The sequence below is a fragment of the Agrobacterium larrymoorei genome (genome assembly GCF_013322225.1).
Classification (GTDB): domain Bacteria; phylum Pseudomonadota; class Alphaproteobacteria; order Rhizobiales; family Rhizobiaceae; genus Agrobacterium; species Agrobacterium larrymoorei_A.
Map to the genome: position 1 here is coordinate 1 of NZ_JAAMFB010000024.1, position 19,526 is coordinate 19,526.

Annotated in this window: 22 protein-coding genes; 14 read left to right on the forward strand and 8 right to left on the reverse strand. The window is 58.1% G+C overall.

Annotated elements, in window-relative coordinates; genetic code table 11:
• The first annotated feature begins 362 nt into the window (after positions 1-362).
• The 5 genes from G6L28_RS15290 to G6L28_RS15310 all read left to right on the forward strand — a co-directional run bounded on the left by G6L28_RS15290 (position 363) and on the right by G6L28_RS15310 (position 4,228).
• A complete protein-coding gene (locus tag G6L28_RS15290) occupies positions 363-1,388 on the forward strand; it encodes a class I fructose-bisphosphate aldolase (protein ID WP_174064696.1) in 1,026 nt (341 codons plus the stop codon).
• A gap of 53 nt (positions 1,389-1,441) precedes the next feature.
• A complete protein-coding gene (locus tag G6L28_RS15295; protein WP_174064697.1) occupies positions 1,442-1,843 on the forward strand; it encodes a hypothetical protein in 402 nt (133 codons plus the stop codon).
• A gap of 37 nt (positions 1,844-1,880) precedes the next feature.
• Positions 1,881-3,164, forward strand: coding sequence for an MFS transporter (locus tag G6L28_RS15300; RefSeq protein WP_174064698.1), 1,284 nt, complete (start codon positions 1,881-1,883; stop codon positions 3,162-3,164).
• Positions 3,161-3,358 (forward strand): DUF1192 domain-containing protein, encoded by a 198-nt coding sequence (locus G6L28_RS15305; protein ID WP_174064699.1) that lies wholly within the window; start codon positions 3,161-3,163, stop codon positions 3,356-3,358. The genes G6L28_RS15300 and G6L28_RS15305 overlap by 4 nt, the downstream gene beginning before the upstream one ends.
• 354 nt (positions 3,359-3,712) lie before the next feature.
• Positions 3,713-4,228, forward strand: coding sequence for a DUF1465 family protein (locus G6L28_RS15310; protein ID WP_174064700.1), 516 nt, complete (start codon positions 3,713-3,715; stop codon positions 4,226-4,228).
• A gap of 195 nt (positions 4,229-4,423) precedes the next feature.
• Here G6L28_RS15310 and rpmE read toward each other — a convergent pair whose 3' ends face one another.
• On the reverse strand, positions 4,424-4,645 hold the full coding sequence (gene rpmE, locus G6L28_RS15315; RefSeq protein ID WP_174064701.1) for a 50S ribosomal protein L31: 222 nt from the start codon (positions 4,643-4,645) through the stop codon (positions 4,424-4,426).
• A 267-nt stretch (positions 4,646-4,912) separates the two neighbouring features.
• Here rpmE and G6L28_RS15320 point away from each other — a divergent pair, with 267 nt between their 5' ends.
• Complete coding sequence (locus tag G6L28_RS15320; protein WP_174064702.1) at positions 4,913-6,721, forward strand: ABC transporter transmembrane domain-containing protein; 1,809 nt, start codon at positions 4,913-4,915, stop codon at positions 6,719-6,721.
• Positions 6,722-6,987: 266 nt separating this feature from the next.
• On the opposite strand, the gene G6L28_RS15325 is transcribed toward G6L28_RS15320, so the two are convergent.
• A complete protein-coding gene (locus G6L28_RS15325; RefSeq protein WP_174064703.1) occupies positions 6,988-8,631 on the reverse strand; it encodes an FAD-binding dehydrogenase in 1,644 nt (547 codons plus the stop codon).
• 160 nt (positions 8,632-8,791) lie between these two features.
• Here G6L28_RS15325 and G6L28_RS15330 point away from each other — a divergent pair, with 160 nt between their 5' ends.
• Positions 8,792-9,445: a glutathione S-transferase family protein gene (locus tag G6L28_RS15330; RefSeq protein WP_174064704.1), complete on the forward strand. Its 654-nt coding sequence runs from the start codon at positions 8,792-8,794 to the stop codon at positions 9,443-9,445.
• 70 nt (positions 9,446-9,515) lie between these two features.
• On the opposite strand, the gene G6L28_RS15335 is transcribed toward G6L28_RS15330, so the two are convergent.
• From G6L28_RS15335 to G6L28_RS15355, 5 genes are all read right to left on the reverse strand, one after another.
• A complete protein-coding gene (locus G6L28_RS15335) occupies positions 9,516-10,547 on the reverse strand; it encodes a peptidoglycan -binding protein (protein ID WP_174064705.1) in 1,032 nt (343 codons plus the stop codon).
• A gap of 2 nt (positions 10,548-10,549) precedes the next feature.
• Complete coding sequence (locus G6L28_RS15340) at positions 10,550-11,569, reverse strand: flagellar motor protein MotA (RefSeq protein WP_174064706.1); 1,020 nt, start codon at positions 11,567-11,569, stop codon at positions 10,550-10,552.
• Between the two features lie 191 nt (positions 11,570-11,760).
• A complete protein-coding gene (locus tag G6L28_RS15345) occupies positions 11,761-12,561 on the reverse strand; it encodes an inositol monophosphatase family protein (protein WP_174064707.1) in 801 nt (266 codons plus the stop codon).
• 144 nt (positions 12,562-12,705) lie between these two features.
• Positions 12,706-13,896, reverse strand: a complete 1,191-nt coding sequence (locus G6L28_RS15350; protein ID WP_234902598.1) for a tetratricopeptide repeat protein — start codon at positions 13,894-13,896, stop codon at positions 12,706-12,708.
• Positions 13,897-13,904: 8 nt separating this feature from the next.
• The gene (locus G6L28_RS15355) at positions 13,905-14,558 is read right to left on the reverse strand and encodes a thiamine phosphate synthase (protein ID WP_174064708.1); all 654 of its coding nucleotides are present in this window, start codon (positions 14,556-14,558) and stop codon (positions 13,905-13,907) included.
• Positions 14,559-14,693: 135 nt separating this feature from the next.
• Here G6L28_RS15355 and G6L28_RS15360 point away from each other — a divergent pair, with 135 nt between their 5' ends.
• Entirely contained in the window at positions 14,694-15,458 is a 765-nt protein-coding gene (locus tag G6L28_RS15360) for a sulfite exporter TauE/SafE family protein (RefSeq protein WP_174064709.1), read from the forward strand.
• Between the two features lie 117 nt (positions 15,459-15,575).
• Here G6L28_RS15360 and G6L28_RS15365 read toward each other — a convergent pair whose 3' ends face one another.
• On the reverse strand, positions 15,576-15,752 hold the full coding sequence (locus G6L28_RS15365) for a YdcH family protein (RefSeq protein ID WP_174064710.1): 177 nt from the start codon (positions 15,750-15,752) through the stop codon (positions 15,576-15,578).
• A gap of 235 nt (positions 15,753-15,987) precedes the next feature.
• Here G6L28_RS15365 and G6L28_RS15370 point away from each other — a divergent pair, with 235 nt between their 5' ends.
• From G6L28_RS15370 to omp10, 6 genes are all read left to right on the forward strand, one after another.
• Positions 15,988-16,191, forward strand: a complete 204-nt coding sequence (locus tag G6L28_RS15370) for a YdcH family protein (RefSeq protein WP_174064711.1) — start codon at positions 15,988-15,990, stop codon at positions 16,189-16,191.
• Between the two features lie 46 nt (positions 16,192-16,237).
• The gene (purE, locus tag G6L28_RS15375) at positions 16,238-16,705 is read left to right on the forward strand and encodes a 5-(carboxyamino)imidazole ribonucleotide mutase (protein ID WP_174064790.1); all 468 of its coding nucleotides are present in this window, start codon (positions 16,238-16,240) and stop codon (positions 16,703-16,705) included.
• Positions 16,702-17,811 (forward strand): 5-(carboxyamino)imidazole ribonucleotide synthase, encoded by a 1,110-nt coding sequence (locus G6L28_RS15380; protein WP_174064712.1) that lies wholly within the window; start codon positions 16,702-16,704, stop codon positions 17,809-17,811. The genes purE and G6L28_RS15380 overlap by 4 nt, the downstream gene beginning before the upstream one ends.
• Before the next feature lie 125 nt (positions 17,812-17,936).
• Positions 17,937-18,062, forward strand: coding sequence for a type B 50S ribosomal protein L36 (gene ykgO / locus G6L28_RS15385; protein ID WP_003497670.1), 126 nt, complete (start codon positions 17,937-17,939; stop codon positions 18,060-18,062).
• A gap of 102 nt (positions 18,063-18,164) precedes the next feature.
• Complete coding sequence (locus G6L28_RS15390) at positions 18,165-18,770, forward strand: tetratricopeptide repeat protein (RefSeq protein WP_174064791.1); 606 nt, start codon at positions 18,165-18,167, stop codon at positions 18,768-18,770.
• Between the two features lie 214 nt (positions 18,771-18,984).
• The gene (gene omp10 / locus G6L28_RS15395) at positions 18,985-19,353 is read left to right on the forward strand and encodes an outer membrane lipoprotein Omp10 (protein ID WP_174064713.1); all 369 of its coding nucleotides are present in this window, start codon (positions 18,985-18,987) and stop codon (positions 19,351-19,353) included.
• The last annotated feature ends 173 nt before the right edge of the window (positions 19,354-19,526 follow it).

The following is a 19,526-nucleotide window of genomic DNA, read 5'->3' on the forward strand; positions in this document are numbered from 1 at the left end:
TCCCAATCCTCGGACGGTCGCCTGTCGCCGGGACTGCGGGCTGTGAAGGGCCCGCAGTCCCGCACCGACAATAACCTCAGAACAACAAACAATCCTCGGGCTTGTCCCGAGGATCCATGACCCTTTGAATTCATTGATAAGGATGGATCCTCGGGACAAGCCCGAGCATGACGGAGCAAGAGTTTCGCTTCCGCACATACCGTCACAGAACTCAACCCGACCCCAGATTTAAACTTTTTAAGAAAAATCCAAAAGTTTCAAACGATTGAAATCATTTCAATCGTTTCAATGAGTTAGCCTGCCATTTTCCTGCCTTGGAACATCTGGTATCCCGAATTTATTGTGCGTTAGGGAGAATGGAAATGACTGAACGTCTTGAAGATATCGCAGTAAAGATGGTTGCCAATGGCAAGGGCCTGCTGGCTGCGGATGAGTCCACCGGCACGATCAAGAAGCGCTTCGACAGCATTGGACTGGAGTCCACCGAGACAACCCGCCGCGATTATCGCGAAATGTTGTTTCGCACCGAAGACGCGATGACGAAGTGCATTTCCGGCGTCATTCTCTATGAAGAGACCCTGTTCCAGAAGGCTGCCGACGGCACGCCTTTCGTTGACATCATCAAGGCTGCGGGCTCCATTCCGGGCATCAAGGTCGATACGGGCGCAAAGCCGCAGGCCTATTTCCCCGGAGAAACCGTCACCGAAGGTCTGGACGGCCTCGCTGAGCGCTTGAAGACATATCATGATGCAGGCGCGCGTTTTGCCAAGTGGCGTGGCGTGATCGCCATCGGTGAAGGCCTGCCGACATGGGGCTCCATCAAGGCGGATTCGCAGGCGCTTGCCCGTTATGCAGCGCTTTGCCAGCAGGCAGGCATCGTACCGATCGTCGAGCCGGAAGTGCTGATGGATGGCGTTCCCGGCACGCACAGCATCGACCGTTGCGCGGAAGTGACCGAATGGGTCCTGCGCACCGTCTTTACCGACCTGTATGATGCCCGCGTCAACCTTGAGGGCATGATCCTCAAGCCGAACATGGTCATCGACGGCAAGAATGCCCGCAAGGCTTCCGTTGCCGAAGTGGCGGAAAAGACGGTCAAGGTTCTCAAAGCCACCGTGCCTTCTGCCGTCCCGGGTGTCGCTTTCCTTTCCGGCGGTCAGTCGGCAGAAGAAGCCACCGCGCATCTCTCCGCCATGAATGCCGGTTACGACTTGCCGTGGGGTCTCACCTACTCCTATGGCCGCGCGCTTCAGGATACGGCGCTCAAGGCATGGGGCGGCAAGCAGGAAAACGTCGCAGCCGGTCAGCGCGCCTTCCGCCATCGTGCCGAAATGAATACGGCGGCAGCTCTTGGCAACTGGACGCAGGAACTCGAAAAGGCTGCCTGAGAGGCCGTTCTATAACCCTGAAAAAGCCGTTCTTCGAGAGCGGCTTTTTTCGTTTGAGATCAAGGCCGAAGAAGCAGTACGGCGCTCCACAAAACAAAGGCGACCACGGCAATCTTCCAGAAATCCGCTCGACGCTTCATCCCCGGCAGGCCCAGCGGACGGATGATTTGTATGCCCATGGCCAGGAGCAGGAAAAGGCCGATCGCCTTCGTCATCTTGAAACCTTCTGGCTGTTTTCCGCGCGATGTGCCGGACACATCGACGAAAGCCCGCAATCTTTAAAGACCATTAGCAATATTCCGCATCCGGTGACATTTTTAATCCCGGATTTGATCGGGGGGCTTGTCGCATCCTCAAGGCAAATGTCAAATTCATTCCGCAACCGTCATAGGGCGGACATTTTTATGTTCACCAATGGCGGCCAACCTGTTCGCGCGCATCCCATCGGGTTTTGATATCGAGACCCGAAAGCATTAGCATGAGAGTGATTTTATGAGCAGAAATATTCTACCCGTATTCGCTCTTCTCACCAGTACGCTGTTCCTCTTCCTTGGCAATGGGCTTCAGGGATTGCTATTGCCCGTTCGCGGCTCGGAGGAAGGTTACTCCAACGAAATCCTCGGCTTTCTTGGTACATCGTGGGCGGCGGGCTTCGTCATCGGCTGCTTCGTGGCACCGGCAATCGTCCGGCGTGCCGGACACATTCGCGCCTTCGGCAGTTTCGTGGCATTGATCTGCCTCACCGTACTCCTCACCGGCCTGTTCATCGATGACGTATCCTGGGTGGCGCTGCGCGCATTGACCGGCTTCTGCACTGCCGGAACGTCGATGATCATCGAAAGCTGGCTGAACGAGCGCGCCACGAACGAAAGCCGTGGCGCAATCTTTTCGCTCTACATTGCCATTACCCTGTTCGGCGTGGTGGCGGGCCAGCTCGTCGTTCCTTTTGGAACGGTCAGCAACACGTCGCTGTTCATGGTATGCGCGATCATCTACTGCGTCGCCATCATGCCCGCCATGCTCTCGAAAGCGGAAAGTCCGCAGCCTTTGAAGAAGGTGAAACTGGACTTGCCGGCGCTTTACCGCAACTCGCCGGTCTCTTTTGTGGGCATCCTGCTGGTCGGCATTGCCAATGGCGCTTACGGTACTCTCGGGGCTGTCTTCGGCGCGCGCGCGGGGCTTGATCCCACCACCATCGCCATCATGGTCAGCGTCACCATCTTTATCGGTGCATTAGCGCAGTTTCCCGCCGGAAAGCTTTCGGACAGGATCGATCGCCGCTTCGTGCTTGCGGGTCTCTCAGGCGTTGCAGCACTCGCCGGACTGGCCGTCACACTTATTCAGCCCACACATATTTATCTCCTGATCGGCATGATCGCGGTCTATGGCGCAGCGGCAAATGCGCTTTACCCGATTGCCGTTGCCCACGCCAACGACTTCGCCTCCTCCGACGATTTCGTCAAAGTCTCTGGCGGCCTTTTGCTGCTCTACGGTATCGGCACCATCATCGGCCCGACACTTGGCGGCCCGATCATGACGTCCTTCGGGCCTTACGCACTGTTTCTCGTCACGGCGGTTTCCCACCTCCTCATCACGGCCTATGCTATGTTCCGCTCAAGGCAGCGCGCAGCGCTCACCACGGAACAGAAAGACAACTTCTCCACCATGGCCACCGCACCCGCGCCGCTACAGACACCTGAGAGCGCGTCGCTCGATCCGCGCGCGCCGCAATACCCGGAAGATGAAGCCGACTTGCAAAAGGGAGCAGGCATATGAGCATTTTCGATGACGACCAGCCAAAGAAATCAGTCTCGACTCACGTCGTAGGCAGCGACCTCAGCCTGCTTTCTGTAGATGACCTGACTGCCCGCATCGATATCCTTCTGACGGAAGTAAAAAGGCTGGAGGAAGAACGGGACAAGAAGTCCGCAGGTCGCAAGGCAGCGGAAAACCTGTTTCGTTCGCGGTGAAGCTTCAAAATTCTGTTAACCTTACGACGCGGGTCAGTTTTTCGTTTACCATTAATAAAAAATTAAGCTTTCTAAGAGATTACTATACATGTTCAGTTCTTCTGGACCTCAGGCAGTTTCTCCTATCGGCGAATTGGTCTGATTTTTCTCCCTGTTTTACCTTGAGAGCCGCTTTTGCGGCTCTTTTTTTGTCTTGCCACAAATTCTTCAAAACTGTGGGTATTAACCTTTCTTTAATAATCAGCTTGCGCATTTGCGCTATTGATATCATCCTGAAAATACAGACAGGCCGGAACAATTAACCCGCTAAGTCCGTTGCCTGATAGTATTGTGCGTGAGCAGGGATTTAAAGAAATGTCGGAACAGGTTCTCAATACAATCAGCTTTGCTGGTCGCGCTGCCGCATCGAACCAATTCAAGACCCTTTATTCCGAAGGCATGGGCCTGGTGGAAGAAACGGCGAGCTATCTCGATGGCTCCGGTCGCGCAGCCTCGAAGGTGCTGCCGCGCATGGCGTCCGTTCTTTACGCAGCAGAGTCCATGCGCCTGACCACCCGCCTGATGCAGATGGCATCGTGGTTGCTGCTCCAGCGCGCCGTCAACAATGGCGAGATGAGCCGTGATCAGGTTCTCAACGAAAAGAACAAGGTCCGCCTCGACAACTTCAATGTTGACCGCAATGCACCGGGCTGGAACGATCTGCCGGAATCCTTCCGCGAACTGGTCGAACGGTCGCTTCGCCTCCAGAACCGCGTTGCCCTGCTCGACCGCGAGATTTACCGCCCTGCGGAAGCCGCGAAGGTGCCGGACAACGAGAACAGCGTTCAGGCCCAGCTCAACCTGCTGCGGACCGCGTTTTCCAGCAACTGAGATTTTCCAGCATTTCGATTTTTTAAAAGCAGGCTTCGGCCTGCTTTTTTGTTTGCGCCCCTCTCCCCTCAATCCTGTCCTTGTCGCAGGAACGAAGCAGAAACCGGTGAAGTCGAAGCCAACGAGGCAAACACCAGACAACAAAAAACCCCGGATCGCTCCGAGGTTCTTTTATTCTCACATATCCAGCAAGGATTAGAGGCCGAGGCCGCCGAAACGCTTGTTGAACTTGGAAACGCGACCGCCACGGTCCATCAGCTGCTGGTTGCCACCAGTCCATGCCGGATGAGAGCTGGGATCGATTTCTAGGTTCATAACTGCGCCCTCGGAACCCCAGGTGGAGCGGGTTTCGTATTCGGTGCCATCGGTCATGACCACTTTGATCATGTGATAGTCTGGATGGATTTCAGCCTTCATGACAAACTTCCTGCGTAAGTGACCTGCGGACCATTTGCCGCAATTGCGTCAACTGAGCCGATTCAATAAATGAAACCCGGCCCGATTGGCCATGGCTTCCCAATTTGATGCGGAGCCTATACATGAAGGGCGCCGAGATAACAAGTGCCTGCCGGTGGATGGCTTCACACTGCGCACGGCGGAATTCATGACATATATCAAAGAAGCGGAATTCTCGTTCGTGATAAAGCTTCGGCTGGTTCATGACGATAAGCAAGGGTATTGAACGTGGCAGAGTTGCAGGAACAGAAATCGGCAGGTCGCAGAACGCTGAAGCCGCTCGGAAGCCTGTTCCCCTATTTGAAGCGCTATCGCGGTCTCGTGGCCGCCGCCCTCTTCGCGCTCATTTTATCTTCGGCCACCACGCTTGCCTTGCCGCTGGCCGTTCGTCGCATCATCGACCATGGCTTCGAGGCAACGGATGGCGCGATGATCAACAGCTATTTCGCCATGCTTTTGGGCATTGCCGTGGTTCTCGCGCTGGCCAGCGCCATGCGCTATTACTATGTCATGACCATTGGCGAGCGCGTCGTGACCGATGTCCGCCGCGATGTTTTCGCACACCTCACGTCGCTATCACAGGCGTTTTTCGATAGCAATCATTCCGGCGAACTCACGTCGCGCCTGACGGCGGACACCGTGCAGATCCGCTCCGCCTTCGGTTCTTCCGCATCTGTTGCGCTGCGCAACATCCTGCTCTGTCTCGGCGCTGTCGTCATGATGGTCTATACCAGCCCCAGCCTTGCAGGCCTTGCGTTGCTTGCCATACCCTTCATCGTTTTCCCGCTTATCGCCTTCGGTCGCTCGGTCCGCTCACGCTCCAGAACCACGCAGGACACACTCGCCGCCTCCTCCGCCTTCGCCACGGAAACGATTTCCGCCAGCCGCACAATCCAGTCTTTCAATGCAGAGCGGCTAGCCAATGCCCGCTACAGCGATGCGGTGGAGAAGGCGTATCGAGGTGCTCGCTCGGCCATCAGCGCCCGCGCAATCCTGACCGCCGTCGCCATCAGCCTGGTCTTCGGCAGCGTCGTCGCAATCCTCTGGTATGGCGCGCACGGCGTTCTGAACGGCACGATTTCCGGCGGCACGCTTAGCCAGTTCGTATTATATGCAGTCATTGCCGCAAGTTCGCTCGGCCAGCTTTCCGAGGTCTGGGGAGAGCTCGCCCAGGCAGGCGGTGCGGCGGAACGCCTTTCCGAACTGCTGGCCGAACAATCGCCGGTCGAGAACCCGGCCGCACCTGTTCCCTTGCCCACTCCGGCCCAGGGCGAAGCCAGCTTCGAGAACGTCGCGTTCCATTATCCTAAAGGTGCGGGAAAGCCGATCATCAGCGACCTCTCCTTCAATATCTCGGCTGGCGAAACCGTCGCCATCGTCGGTCCGTCGGGTGCGGGCAAAAGCACGGTCTTCTCGCTGCTCATGCGCTTCTACGATCCGCAGTCGGGCCGCATCACCGTGGACGGTTGCGATATCCGCTCCGTGACGCTGGAAGATTTACGCTCGCGCCTGTCCATCGTGCCGCAGGATGTGGCAATCTTCGCCTCATCCATTCATGACAACATTGCCTTCGGCAAGCCGGATGCCTCCCGTGAGGACGTCCGCGCCGCAGCCATCGCTGCACAGGCGGACGGTTTCATTGCGAAACTGCCGGAAGGCTACGATACGGTTGTCGGCGAACGCGGCGTGACGCTCTCCGGTGGCCAGCGTCAGCGCATCGCCATTGCCCGTGCCATCCTGCGCAACGCGCCGATCCTGCTTCTCGACGAGGCGACATCGGCCCTGGATGCAGAAAGCGAAACGCTGGTGCAGAAGGCGCTGGACGAGCTCATCTCCAAACGCACCACCATCGTCATCGCCCACCGCCTCGCCACCGTCTTGAAAGCCGACCGGATTCTGGTGATGGACGACGGCCGTATCATCGAGGAAGGCACGCACCAAAGCCTGATCCGTGAAGGCGGGCTCTATGCCAAGCTGGCAAGGCTGCAGTTCGAAACGGCTGATGAAGGTGTGGTACCGCTGGTGAAGAGCGTGTAGTTTTTCCGACTTCCGTTAAAAGTCAATGAAAACCCCTCACTTGCAATTTCTAACACTTAGCTAAAGCTAAGATGTTGAAATTGCTTTCTCTCCCACAAGGGTAGAGATATCCAACCGCAACGTACTGCCCTCTTCAGACGCTTTAGAAATGTGCCTAAGCGGTGCCGCGCATTACCTCTCTCCCTGTGGGAGAGGATAGAAAACCTCGATCTTCGCAAAGCGAAGTCATAGGTTTTCTTGGTGAGGGGTTCAGCTACCGGTTACCCTCACCCACCAACACTCCTCCCCGCCACGCGCCCTGAAAACAGACACCCACCAAGGAACGTCCCCTCCAGCGCGTTGTACCCATGCATGCCACCTCCACCGAAACCGGCAACCTCCCCCGCTGCATAAAGCCCCGGCACCGGCTGCCCCTGCGCATCCAGCACGCGCCCCTGCAAATCCGTATGCAGACCGCCTAGCGTCTTTCGAGTGAGGACATGCAATCGAACCGCAATCAGTGGCCCAGACTCAGGATCGAGCAGACGATGAGGCTTTGCCGTTCGCATCAATTTGTCACCGAGATAGTTGCGCGCACCGCGAATGGCCGTGACCTGAGCGTCCTTGCTGAAACCATTCGTAATTTCCCGGTCCCGCGCTTCGATCTGGTGGCGGATATGTGCGGCATCCAGCCGCCCGTCACCGATCCCGTTCATCGCCTCGACAAGCTCTTCCAAGGTATCGCGCACGACGAAATCCTCGCCCAGATCCATGAATGCCTTCACCGGACCCGGAGGCTCCTTGCCCAGCCGTTTCAAAAGCAGGCGGATGTTCTTGCCCGTCAGATCCGGGTTTTGCTCCGAGCCGGACAGCGCAAACTCCTTCTTGATGATCGCCTTTGTGAGAATGAACCAGCTGTAATCGCTGTTGCGCTGCCGCAGCATCTTGAGTGTGCCAAGTGTATCGAAGCCGGGCATGGCGGGCGGCTCGAGCCGGTTTCCATGCGCATCGCACCAGAAGGATGAAGGCCCGGGCAGGATGCGAATGCCATGGTTGGGCCAGATCGGGTCGTAATTCCTCACGCCCTCGGTATAGTGCCACATGCGGTCTCGGTTGATGACTGCTGCGCCCGCCGCTTCGCTGATACCGATCATCCGCCCGTCCACGTGGGCAGGCACGCCGCATACCATGTCTTCAGGCGGCTGCCCCAACCGGTCCACCGGCCAGTTTTGCCGCACAATATCAAGATTGCCGCCGATCCCGCCAGACGTGACGATGACGGCTGACGCCTCCATGCGAAAATCATCAACCACATCACGGCTACTCTCCTCGCCGCGCTGTATGGAATGCTCCGCCAGCACCGCGCCCGAAATGCCGTTTATCGCGCCGTTCGCCGCTTCCAGCGCATCGACCCTATGGCGAAAGCGAAAGGCGATCTGCCCGCGTTGCTCAAAATCGAGCGCCTTTTTAACGAACGGTTCCAGCACCGCCGGACCCGTTCCCCATGTGACATGGAAGCGCGGCACCGAATTGCCGTGACCATCCGCGTGGCCGCCGCCGCGTTCGGCCCAGCCGACCACGGGAAACCAACGCATGCCGAGACCATGCAGCCAGGCGCGTTTTTCACCGGCCGCAAATTGCAGATAGGCCTCCGCCCATTGCCGAGGCCAGTGATCTTCCGGGCGATCAAAACCAGCGGAACCCATCCAGTCCTGCCGGGCGAGATCGAGACTGTCGCGAATACGCATGAACCGCTGCTCCGGGCTATCGATGAAGAAAAGCCCGCCAAGCGACCAGAACGCCTGCCCGCCTAGATTTTGCTCCCCTTCCTGATCCACCACGCAGACCTTCAGCCCGCGTTCGGCAGCCTCCGTCGCAGCAACCAGCCCAGCCAGACCGGCACCCACGACAATCACGTCAGATCGCTCCATCAATCCCCTCCCGGATTTGTTGGAGTTACTTTTACGCGAAGGTCAATGGCTTGCAATGGTGCCGCGCAACTTAAGCCGCATCACGCGCAACGAAGACGTCACGTTAATGTCGGAAACTCGGTTCACGTTTCGGATATGTCAGAGGTTCGGGAGGCTGGAAATGACGATCACGATAACCGCATTCGAACGTTCACCGGATGGCGGCAGGGGTTTGGCCCGCGATATGCGGGTTCGCTGGGCGCTGGAGGAAGTGGGGCAACCCTACGAGGTTCGCCTCGTCTCGTTCAGGGATATGAAGGAGCCTGCCCACATGGCGCTTCAACCTTTCGGCCAGATTCCCACCTTTCAGGAGGGCGAGCTGTCGATCTTTGAATCCGGCTCCATCATTCTCCACATCGCACAGAATTATCCCGGCCTGCTACCCGCCGACGAGAACGGCAAAGCCCGCGCCATCACATGGATATTCGCCGCACTGAGCACTATTGAACCTCCCATTATCGAATGGGGGATGTCAAAACTCTTCGAGAGCAAGCAAAGCTGGTATGCCGAGCGTATGCCGATGCTGGAGGAACGCGTTCGTGTCAGGCTCCTGCAACTCTCCAACCACCTCGGCGACGCAGAATGGCTGGATGGAGATTTCAGCGCCGGTGATCTTCAGATGATATCGGTGCTGTTGAGGCTGAAGTCTTCGGGCATGCTGGAGGAGTTCCCCAACATTGCCGCCTTTGTAGCGCGAGGAGAGTCAAGACCGGCCTATGCCCGTGCATACGATGCCCAGCGGGCGGTCTTTCTGGCGAGATCGAGCAAAGCCTGAAAATTGTTGCCGACGCAGCAGGTTACCTTTTCTCAACGCGCTGGGGCGTCGAGCGGGCGAGGTCTTGACCTCACCGCTCCGTCAGCTTCAATTCGATGCGCCGGTTCTGTGATCGGGCCTCTGGTGTGTCGCCTTCTGCGAGAGGCTGGTACTCCCCGAAACCGGCAGCAACGAGCCGGTTGGCCGGGACACCCTTGGAGATGAGGAATTTCACCACAGAGGTCGCGCGGGCGGAGGAAAGCTCCCAGTTGTCGCGAAAGCGTCCCGAACCGGATAACTGAACATTGTCGGTGTGACCATCCACCCTCAGCACCCAGTTGATTTCAGCAGGGATTTCCTTGGCAAGGTCGATCAGCGCGGTGGCCAGCTTCGCCATTTCCGCCTGCCCTTCCGGATTCAAGTCGTTTCCGCCAGAAGGGAAAAGCACTTCCGACTGGAAAACGAAGCGGTCTCCGACGATGCGGATGTTCTCGCGATCCGACAGGATCTCGCGCAGACGGCCGAAGAAATCGGAACGATAACGGTTCAGTTCCTGCACACGTTGAGCCAGCGCCACATTGAGGCGGCGCCCAAGGTCGGCGATCTTCACCTGCGAGGATGCATCCTTGGCCTCGGATGCCTGCAAGGCTGCCTCCACCGATGCGATCTGGGCACGGAGTGCGGCGATCTGCTGGTTCAAAAGCTCGATCTGTGCGGATGCCCGCGCACCGGCCTGACGCGCGTCCTCAAGTTCGCCAGACAATTGACCAACCCGCGCCGTGGTCGCGGAATTGTTGCCAGCACCGGCATCCAGCAGCGATTGCAGGCGCGAACGCTCGCTTTCAGAGGCAGCCAGTGTGGATTGCAGGTTGGCGAGGGTATCTTCGATATCCTGCTTGCTGCCCTTTTCCAGCGCGAGCAACTCTGTCAGTTCGGCAATCTGGTTGTTGAGGCGGGTCAACACCTCGTCCTTGCCGGAGATTTCCCGCGAGAGTACGAACTGCGCCAGCACGAAGACGGTGAGCAGGAACATGATGGCCATGAGCAGGGTCGACAGCGCATCGACAAAGCCCGGCCAGTAGTCGACACCGCGCTCGCGGCGGCGGTTGCGCGCCAGCGCCATGGTCACTCGCTCCCGTTATCGGGACGGACGGGACGGTTCGAGGCCTTCTGATCCGCATCGATGCGCGCCGAAAGCCTGTCCAGCGTACGGCGCAGGGACTTCGATTCCTCCTGCTGCGCTTCGATCCAGTCCCGCAGCATCTGCTGTTCGCCGCGCATGTTCTTCACCAGCCCCTGAATGCCTTCTGCAAGGCTGGTCATGGCGGCAAGCGACCGTTCCGTGCTGACGGTGCCGTAGCTGGCGGACTTGCCGTCGACGACGGTCTCCGTGCCGGGATCGGTAACGGAAGACAGCCAGTTTTCCAGCTCCGTGTAGAACCGGTTCTGGGCACGGCCCGCCTGAAGATCGAGAAAACCGAGGATAAGCGAACCGGAAAGACCAAGCAGCGAAGACGAGAACGCCGTACCCATGCCGGAAAGCGGAGCCGTGAGACCGGACTTCAGCGAGGAGAGAATATCATTGCTGTCGCCCGCGGTGGGGTCCAGCCCCTGAATGACATCGCTGATGGAGCCGATGGTGCCGATCAGGCCCCAGAACGTGCCGAGCAGGCCGAGAAAGACCAACAGGCCGATGAGATAACGAGAGGTGTCTCGGGATTCATCCAGCCGGGTTGCGATGGAATCAAGAATGGAGCGTTGCGTGACGGTCGATACACGGACCTCGCCCCGTTTGCCGATAAGCGAGCGCATCGGTGCCAGAAGCTTTGGAGGTCGACCGGCCTTTTCCGCATCACCGGCGGCCCGAAAATTATTGAACCAGCGAACTTCCGGGCGAAGACTGAGTATCTGCGTAAAAACGAGGATGATGCCGATGACCAGAACGCCGAGAATGAAACCATTGAGGCCCGGATTGGTCATGAAGGCGGTCTGCGCCTGCCGGAACAGGATTGCCGCCAGAAACGCCACGATGATGAGGAAGATCACCATCGTCCACAGGAACGGCGTGGGGCTGGACAACTTGTGATGATAGTCTTTCGTCACCGGTTTCTCGACGCCGAGATCGAGCCGTTCCGTATCCGCCATATTGCCTGTTCCTCTGGTGCTGCCACGGCGTCACTCGAAATAATCGAATGCAATCATGGTTCAAACCGGAAGCTAGTAGAAAATTACGACGAATTGAAGTGAAAAGCCGATCAGTCGGCAATGCTTTTTAAGGAAAGCAAAAAGGGGCGCATAACCGCCCCCTTCAATACCACATTTTTAGAAAAATCGGATCAGCGGCCCGGGACAGGTCTGTTGACGACCTCGACCAGCGCCTTCTGGATATACTCGTTACCCGCAATCACGCTTTTGCTGTCGAAGATGTTCTGTGCGCCGCTCATGTCAGAGACGAAACCGCCCGCTTCGCGGATGAGGACCAGACCGGCGGCCATATCCCAAGGGGAAAGTTCGGTCTCCCAGAAACCGTCGAGACGACCGGCAGCCACATAGGCAAGGTCCAGCGCGGCGGCGCCCATGCGGCGGATACCTGCGGTTTCGCTCATGACGTGGCGAAGCTCGACCAGGAACTTGCCGTGGTTGCCGCGGCCCAGATGCGGAACACCACAGCCAACGACGCAATCGGAAAGCTGCTTGCGCGCCGCAACGCGAATACGGCGGTCGTTGAGGAACGCGCCGCCGCCACGCTCGGCAGTGTAAAGCTCATCCGTGGCCGGATTGAAGATGACGCCCGCGACGATTTCGCCGTTTCGCTCCAGCGCGATGGAAACCGCGAACTGCGGAATCCCGTGCAGGAAGTTGGTCGTGCCGTCCAGCGGATCGACGATCCAGCGATGCGCGCCGTCCGTACCTTTTTCCTCGCCACCTTCTTCGCCCAGGAAGTCATAGGTCGGGCGCGCCTTCATCAGCTCGTCACGGACTATCTTTTCCGCCTTGAGATCCGCCTGCGACACGAAATCGCTCGGGCCCTTGACCGATACCTGAAGGTTCTGCACTTCGCCGAAGTCACGCGACAAAGACTTACCCGCCTTGAGCGCGGCCTGAACCATGACATTGAGAAGGGCTGAGCGGGCCATGAAGAAGTTCCTGAAAGGTGGCTGAACCTGCGACAAGACATCGGGCAGGCACGCGAGATTTTGGTTTCTGTCTGAAAGTTTGCGGTTCAAGACCACAAAACGCGCCGGATTTCAAGGCAAAAAGCCCTGAGACCCAGTGGCATATCAGGATGGGCGGAAACGGTTGGCCGCTTCGATGGCCTGACGTTGCTGGTTTTCATCGATACCGAGGTAGAAGTCTTCGAGCGCCATATCCTTAAGTCCGGCGCGGCGGGAAAGCACGTACCACTTTGCAGCCTCCACCGGGTCAGGCTTCGTGCCGAGCGCCTGAATGTAGAGATGCGCCACCTTGTTCTGCGCCACTACATTGCCACGCTGTGCAGCGCCATAGAGCCAGCGGAAGCCTTCTTCCAGATTGCGCTCACCACCGACACCGTTGACCAGCCAGATGCCGAGATCGACCTGCGCCGTATCGAAACCGGCCTTGGCCGCGCGCATCAGCCACTCCCGGGCCTTCGCCTTCTTTTCCGGCGCCACATCGGTCACATTGGCGTAGATTTGCGAAACGGCATATTGCGCATCCGCCACCCCCTTCTCCGCCGATTTCTCATAGAACGGCAGGGCCGCGACGAGACCCTTCGGACCGGGAGCCTGGGAGACGAGGATTTGCGCCCAGTTGAATTCAGCCTCGGCATTTCCAGCCTCGGCGGCGCGGCGCATATAGTCATCGGCCAGCGCCTTGTCGTGCGGCGCAAGCTTGCCCTCCATGACGATCAGCGCATATTTGAACATGGCGACGGGATCGCCACCCTTGGCCGCCTGCCCGTACCAGAACGCAGCGGTTTTCTGATCGCGCGCAATGCCAAGGCCCCTGCTCATCATCTCGGCCACCAGCGTCTGCGCCGGGGCGTCACCGTTCTGGGCGCGCTCCAGAGCCTTGTTCAGCGCCTGCACATATTCGCCACGCTGATAATGCCCGTAAGCCTCATCGACCTTGCCGGTAAATTCTTTTTCTTTTGGCAGAGGCGGAAGCTCCGCGCCCATGCGCTGGTAGACATTCACCCCTTGGGACGGCTGCAAATCCTGCTGCTCGCCACCCGTCACACGGCCTTTGCGAATGGGTTCCGCGCCGCTATCGGCCGGGCGTGACAGCACCTCCGGACCTTCCGTTGGGGCTGCGCCGAAATCCGTGCCCTCTTCTTCCTCACCCTGAGCGTCCGTCGTTTGCGGTTGCAGGCCGGGCAACAGTTCCTGCTGTGGCGGCTGATTTTGTGCAAAACCGGCATGCGGAAACGCAGCCAGCATCAGGGCCAGCGCAGAAAAGGACAGAACAAGGCGGGACGAATAAGCGGTCATTGCCCGTATCAACCGTCAAACCGTGGCGCTTTTTCGTCAAGCAGGGCATTGGCTTCAGCCACCGCCTGCGCGGCCCCGCCCGCATGGGCAAACACAGCCTGGCGCAGCGCCACGAACTCCACGCCGCTTTCGGCGACGACGACGACGGAGGCGACATCCGAACCACCCATGACGATGGCCGGAATTTCGATCATGGACGCCCACCACTCACCCAGCGCGACGTTCTTCGGGTGCGCCTCCGGCTTGATATCGCCATCCAGCTTGCCGAAGAAGATATAGTCGGGGCCGACTTCGCCCAGTTCAAGCGCCTTATGACGATCATCGGCATTACCGCCGCCCACGATCAGCTTCGGCGTGAATTTTTCCAACGCTTCCGCCAGCGGCTCAGGCCCACCAACGATGTGAAGACCGTCTGCCTTTGCACGACCCGCCACACGGGTATCGCCTGCGACCAGCGCGGCAGCTCCCGCCTCCTGTACGATGGAGACCAGCGCTTCCGCCCGCTTCTGAAACGCGCCGTCATCCAGCCCGTATTGCGGGATGATGACAGAGGCGACATCACCGCCACGCAGCGCATCTTCCAGGGACTTCGCCTGTCCGGCAGCATCTTCGTTTTCAGGAACGATCAGAACGAGGCGGCAGCGATCTTCGGGTGCACTCATGGCGTTTCCATTCCTGGCAAGGTTCATTTCATGCAGATGAGGACGTTTCACCGTCAATCTGCACTCGTTTTCGTATCCTATTTCCGATAAACCGGACTGCCCAAAGGATCAACCGTCCATCTCAAGTCTGTGGCCATGCTGCTCGATCTCAATTTCTTTCTCGTCGCCATTCCCGCAGTCGTCCTCGTCGGCCTGTCCAAAGGCGGGCTCGGGGGTGCTCTGGCTTTGATGGGCGTGCCGTTGATGGCGCTTGCCGTACCACCCGTCCAGGCCGCGGCCATCTTCCTGCCGATCCTCATCGTCATGGATCTGGTCGCGCTGTGGGCCTGGCGGCACCATAATCATCGCGAAACCCTGCTTCTGATGTTACCCGGCGCCATCGGCGGCATCGTGCTGGGCTGGGCGACATCGAGCCTGATCTCACCGGATGCGATGCGTCTTGTCGTTGCCTCCGTTACCATCATATTCGTGCTTCGCTATTTCTACGACACGTTCCGGTCGCGAAAAGGGCAGGAAGTCCCCCCAAAGCCACAGAATCCCGCAAAAGCAACGCTCTGGTCCAGCCTGTCCGGCTATGCCAGCTTCGTCGCCCATGCCGGTGGCCCGCCCTTCCAGATTTACGTGCTGCCGCTGAAGCTCGATCCGAAGACCTATACCGGCCTCAGCGTGCGCTTCTTCGCGATCATGAACGCGATCAAGCTCATTCCATATTTCGCGCTCGGAGCTCTGGACGCCACGAATCTGACCACCTCCGCAACGCTGTTGCCCGTCGCGATGCTGGCGACATTTGCAGGAGCAAAGGTGGTGAAATACATGAAGCCTGCCGTGTTTTACCCGCTGATGTATGTGATGGCGTTTTTTGCAGCGCTGAAATTACTCTGGGATGGCTTGCCGGTTTAAGTGATGAGCGTACCCCCGAAAAAGCGAAAGGTTCTGATCGCGTAACGATCAGAACCAGAATTGAAAGCCTGCTCTCAAGCGTTAATGACGCCGGGCGGCTAGGTTATCCGAGAGAATTCAATGTCTCGTCGTGGCTTTAAGCCTTTGCAATTCATCTTTCAGGCGCAGTTTTCTACGTTTGATATCTGCAATTTCCTGATCGTCCGAAGACGGGGAAGCAAGAATGACTTCGAGCTCTTCCTCCAGAGCACCGTGTTTCTTTTCGAGCGATGCAATATGAGCCTGAATGGTCATGCGGCACGTCCTTCCTTGTTGAACCTACCTCCAGCGCTCCATCGCTGGAGTTTCAGGTTTACGACAGCACTGTGACATGGAAAGCCAGTCTTGTCGAAGGCGAAATCTAGGCAATAGTTGGGCAAAATGGTCGCAAGGGAAACTTCCCGTTACCGCCATTTGGTGTTACAGGCACCAAGACCGACAACAAAAAGGCCGGATGGCGGTCCGGTTGCATCAAATGGGGATTAAAGAGATGCCCGATCAGGAAAACGCAGATGTCAGGCTCAGTCTGGCACGGTTGCGGCAGGAGCATGAGGATTACGACGCGGCGATCAACGCGATGATCCAGACCAATTGCGATGCCTTGAGAATACAGCGGATGAAGAAGAAGAAGCTGGTCATCAAGGACAAGATGACCCAGATCGAAGACCAGATCATCCCGGATATCATTGCCTGACACGGAGAGCCGCGTGAGCACCGAAACCCCGCCCGTCGCCATCATCATGGGTAGCCAGTCCGACTGGGAAACCATGAAGAATGCCGCAGATACGCTGGATGCACTCGACATCGAATATGAAGCGCGCATCGTTTCCGCGCATCGTACACCGGAACGGCTGTTCAACTTTGCGACAGGCGCGCGTGGAGAAGGCTTCAAGGTCATCATCGCCGGAGCAGGCGGTGCCGCTCACCTCCCCGGCATGGCCGCCGCCATGACGCCGCTCCCCGTATTCGGCGTTCCGGTCCAGTCGAAAACCATGTCAGGTCAGGACAGCCTCTATTCCATCGTGCAGATGCCCGCCGGAATTCCGGTCGGCACGCTTGCCATCGGCAGGGCAGGCGCCATCAACGCCGCCCTTCTGGCCGCAGCGGTTCTGGCGCTGTCCGACGAAGACCTTGCCGACCGTCTGGATGAATACCGCGCCCGCCAGACGGCCTCCGTTGCCGAATACCCCATGGATAACCCGCAATGACCTCTGGAAAGATGGGGAAATCTGGAACGATCGGCATCATCGGCGGCGGTCAGCTTGGCCGCATGCTGGCCATGGCCGCAGCCCGCCTCAACTTCCGTACCGTGGTGCTGGAACCGCAGGCGGATTGTCCCGCAGCGCAGGTCTGCAACCGCCAGATCGTCGCAGCTTACGATGACGAGAAGGCGCTGGCGGAACTGGCAAGCCTCTGCGATGTCGTGACCTACGAGTTCGAAAACGTCCCCGTGGTTGCCGCAGAAACGCTGGCTGCTTCCGTTCCGGTCTATCCGCCCGCGCAGGCGCTCAGCGCCTCGCAGGATCGCTTGACGGAAAAGCGCTTCCTCAATGATTGCGGCATTCCGACCGCTGACTTTCGCGCCGTCGACGATCAGGCCGGGCTTGAAGCCGCTCTTGCCGATTTCGGTGACAAGGGCGTGCTGAAGACCCGCCGCATGGGATACGATGGTAAAGGCCAGCGTGTTTTCAAGGGCAGCGAGGATCTGAGCGGCGCATTCGAAGCACTCGGCAATGTTCCGCTCATTCTGGAAAGCTTCGTGCCGTTCGAGCGTGAAATTTCCATCATCGCCGCACGCTTTCAGGACGGCACCGTTACCTGTTACGATCCAGCGGAAAACGTGCATCTGAACGGTATTCTGCACACATCCACCGTTCCCGCCCAGCTTTCCGATGCGGCAAGAGCTGTGGCAGTCGAATCGGCTGAAAAGCTGCTGGGCGCGCTGAATTACGTCGGTGTCGTCGGCATCGAGTTCTTCGTGCTGCCGGATGGCTCGCTGGTCGCCAATGAAATGGCCCCCCGGGTTCACAATACAGGTCACTGGACAGAGGCCGCCTGCGTCGTATCGCAGTTCGAACAGCATATCCGCGCCGTTGCCGGTCTCGCACCGGGCAGCACGCAGCGCCATTCGGATTGTGTGATGACCAATCTGATAGGCGACGACATGAACGATGTGCCTGAATGGCTCAGGAAAAACGATTGTCTCGTCCATCTTTACGGCAAGACGGAAGCGCGTGCGGGCCGCAAAATGGGGCACGTCACGCAACTCGTCAACGCCGGAAACCTTAGAGTTTCCCGGCAAAATGACTCTTAGCGTGTTGACAGGCAAGGGCTGACACGGTATCTGCCTGCCAACCGAAAAAGGCGCGCCCCCGTTGCGCGCTTTTGATTGTTTAGATTACGCGTGGCGAAAGCCTCGCCAAACTGCGGACCAGAAAAATGAAGATCAAGAACTCGCTTAAAGCGCTTAAGGCTCGTCACCGCGACAACCGTCTGGTTCGCCGCAAGGGCCGCGTCTACATCATCAACAAGCAGAACCCACGCTTCAAGGCTCGTCAGGGCTGATTGCGGGTTGAATGTCATCTGCTTTACGTGAAGCGGATCACATTGTTGATAGCAGACAAAAATCGATTTCAAAATTGGCGCATGCAGATTATCGTGATCCGCATGCGCCAGTTTCGTTTTTGCACCCTTCTCATCGCGTCACTGATCCCGGCCCCTTTGGCCCTAAGCTCGATAGCGAGCGCGGCTGAGACGGTAACCGAGGCGCCCGCCGCGCCGCAGCAACAGCCGCAAGACACCGTTACCAATCTGTTTTCCAGCCTCAAGAAGGAACGCGACGCCAAAAAGGCACGCGTTATCGCTACCGAAATCGCTGGCGAATGGAGCGATTCCGGCAGCGCCACCATCAATCTTCTCATGAAATGGGCAGAGGAAGCCGCCGAAGAAAAACGCATGGCAGCGGCCTATGATTTTCTCGACCAGGCCATATTCCTGAACCCTGACTACGCTGGCGCATGGTATCGCCGCGCCATGGTTCACTTTGCCGATGGCGATCCCCGCAAGGCCATGGTGGACCTGAACAAGACACTGGAAAAAGAGCCGCGATACTTCCCCGCTCTTGCCAGCCTTGCCAATATTCTGGAAAGCACCGACCGAAACGAACTGGCGATGAAGGTGTGGACACAGTACCTGGCGCTCTATCCCGGTGACACGGATGCGCAAAAGGAAGTCAGCGATCTTTCCGAAAAACTGGCTGGCACCCGCAGTTAAGGCCGAACCGGCTGCGAAGAGCCTGCCCGCAGTCTCGTTCGGTGCGATAGGCCGCGGCTCCTGGAACGCTTCATTGATGCAGATTTGCCACGTTGCCGGTTTTGTCATGCTGACGAGGAACAGGTGAATACCAAATGTCGTTGGCTTGCAATACATCCAAACTCAAGCCATGGTCTGGCATAGGACATCGACAAGAATCGCAGGAGATGACGTCATGAAGTTCAAGACAAGCGCAGCTTTGTTAATGGCCGCAATTGCTGCATCTTCCTGCGCTCCCGCATCGAACGCGCCGCGCCCCATGCCTTCGGTTTCGCAGCGTCCAGCGGTAGACGGTCGCTGGATCGACCGCAACGGTATCGTGTCCACGTTCCAGAGTGGAGCCTTCTCCACGCGGTCCACCGACACCAATACCCTGCTGGCCTCCGGCACCTATGTCGCACTTTCGCCGACGCTGTATGAGATCAACATGACCTCCCTGGTCCGCAACACACAGTCTCGCGTCAACTGCGCCCTGATCTCGCCCGGTCAGCTCAACTGCACGACGGACACGAACAGCCAGTTCACGCTGACACGCCAAGGCTGATATCAGCGAAATCGACTTCTCTTCAACGCGCGCGTGTAGCGCGCGTTTTTTATTGCCTGAACACTGTCATAATTCCACTTGCGGCAGATGCCGTGAGATGAAAACATGTGGCCGGAACGGATGTCATAATTTTCTAATAATGCTTCGGATGGACGAGCCGCGAGCCCGATCGA

Coding starts and splice junctions, on each gene's coding strand:
- G6L28_RS15290 (WP_174064696.1), top strand. CDS start 363: ATGACTGAACGTCTTGAAGATATCGCAGTAAAGATGGTTGCCAATGGC.
- G6L28_RS15300 (WP_174064698.1), top strand. CDS start 1,881: ATGAGCAGAAATATTCTACCCGTATTCGCTCTTCTCACCAGTACGCTG.
- G6L28_RS15305 (WP_174064699.1), top strand. CDS start 3,161: ATGAGCATTTTCGATGACGACCAGCCAAAGAAATCAGTCTCGACTCAC.
- G6L28_RS15310 (WP_174064700.1), top strand. CDS start 3,713: ATGTCGGAACAGGTTCTCAATACAATCAGCTTTGCTGGTCGCGCTGCC.
- rpmE (WP_174064701.1), bottom strand. CDS start 4,645: ATGAAGGCTGAAATCCATCCAGACTATCACATGATCAAAGTGGTCATG.
- G6L28_RS15325 (WP_174064703.1), bottom strand. CDS start 8,631: ATGGAGCGATCTGACGTGATTGTCGTGGGTGCCGGTCTGGCTGGGCTG.
- G6L28_RS15330 (WP_174064704.1), top strand. CDS start 8,792: ATGACGATCACGATAACCGCATTCGAACGTTCACCGGATGGCGGCAGG.
- G6L28_RS15335 (WP_174064705.1), bottom strand. CDS start 10,547: ATGGCGCTGGCGCGCAACCGCCGCCGCGAGCGCGGTGTCGACTACTGG.
- G6L28_RS15340 (WP_174064706.1), bottom strand. CDS start 11,569: ATGGCGGATACGGAACGGCTCGATCTCGGCGTCGAGAAACCGGTGACG.
- G6L28_RS15345 (WP_174064707.1), bottom strand. CDS start 12,561: ATGGCCCGCTCAGCCCTTCTCAATGTCATGGTTCAGGCCGCGCTCAAG.
- G6L28_RS15350 (WP_234902598.1), bottom strand. CDS start 13,896: ATGACCGCTTATTCGTCCCGCCTTGTTCTGTCCTTTTCTGCGCTGGCC.
- G6L28_RS15355 (WP_174064708.1), bottom strand. CDS start 14,558: ATGAGTGCACCCGAAGATCGCTGCCGCCTCGTTCTGATCGTTCCTGAA.
- G6L28_RS15360 (WP_174064709.1), top strand. CDS start 14,694: ATGCTGCTCGATCTCAATTTCTTTCTCGTCGCCATTCCCGCAGTCGTC.
- G6L28_RS15365 (WP_174064710.1), bottom strand. CDS start 15,752: ATGACCATTCAGGCTCATATTGCATCGCTCGAAAAGAAACACGGTGCT.
- G6L28_RS15370 (WP_174064711.1), top strand. CDS start 15,988: ATGCCCGATCAGGAAAACGCAGATGTCAGGCTCAGTCTGGCACGGTTG.
- purE (WP_174064790.1), top strand. CDS start 16,238: ATGGGTAGCCAGTCCGACTGGGAAACCATGAAGAATGCCGCAGATACG.
- G6L28_RS15380 (WP_174064712.1), top strand. CDS start 16,702: ATGACCTCTGGAAAGATGGGGAAATCTGGAACGATCGGCATCATCGGC.
- ykgO (WP_003497670.1), top strand. CDS start 17,937: ATGAAGATCAAGAACTCGCTTAAAGCGCTTAAGGCTCGTCACCGCGAC.
- G6L28_RS15390 (WP_174064791.1), top strand. CDS start 18,165: ATGCGCCAGTTTCGTTTTTGCACCCTTCTCATCGCGTCACTGATCCCG.
- omp10 (WP_174064713.1), top strand. CDS start 18,985: ATGAAGTTCAAGACAAGCGCAGCTTTGTTAATGGCCGCAATTGCTGCA.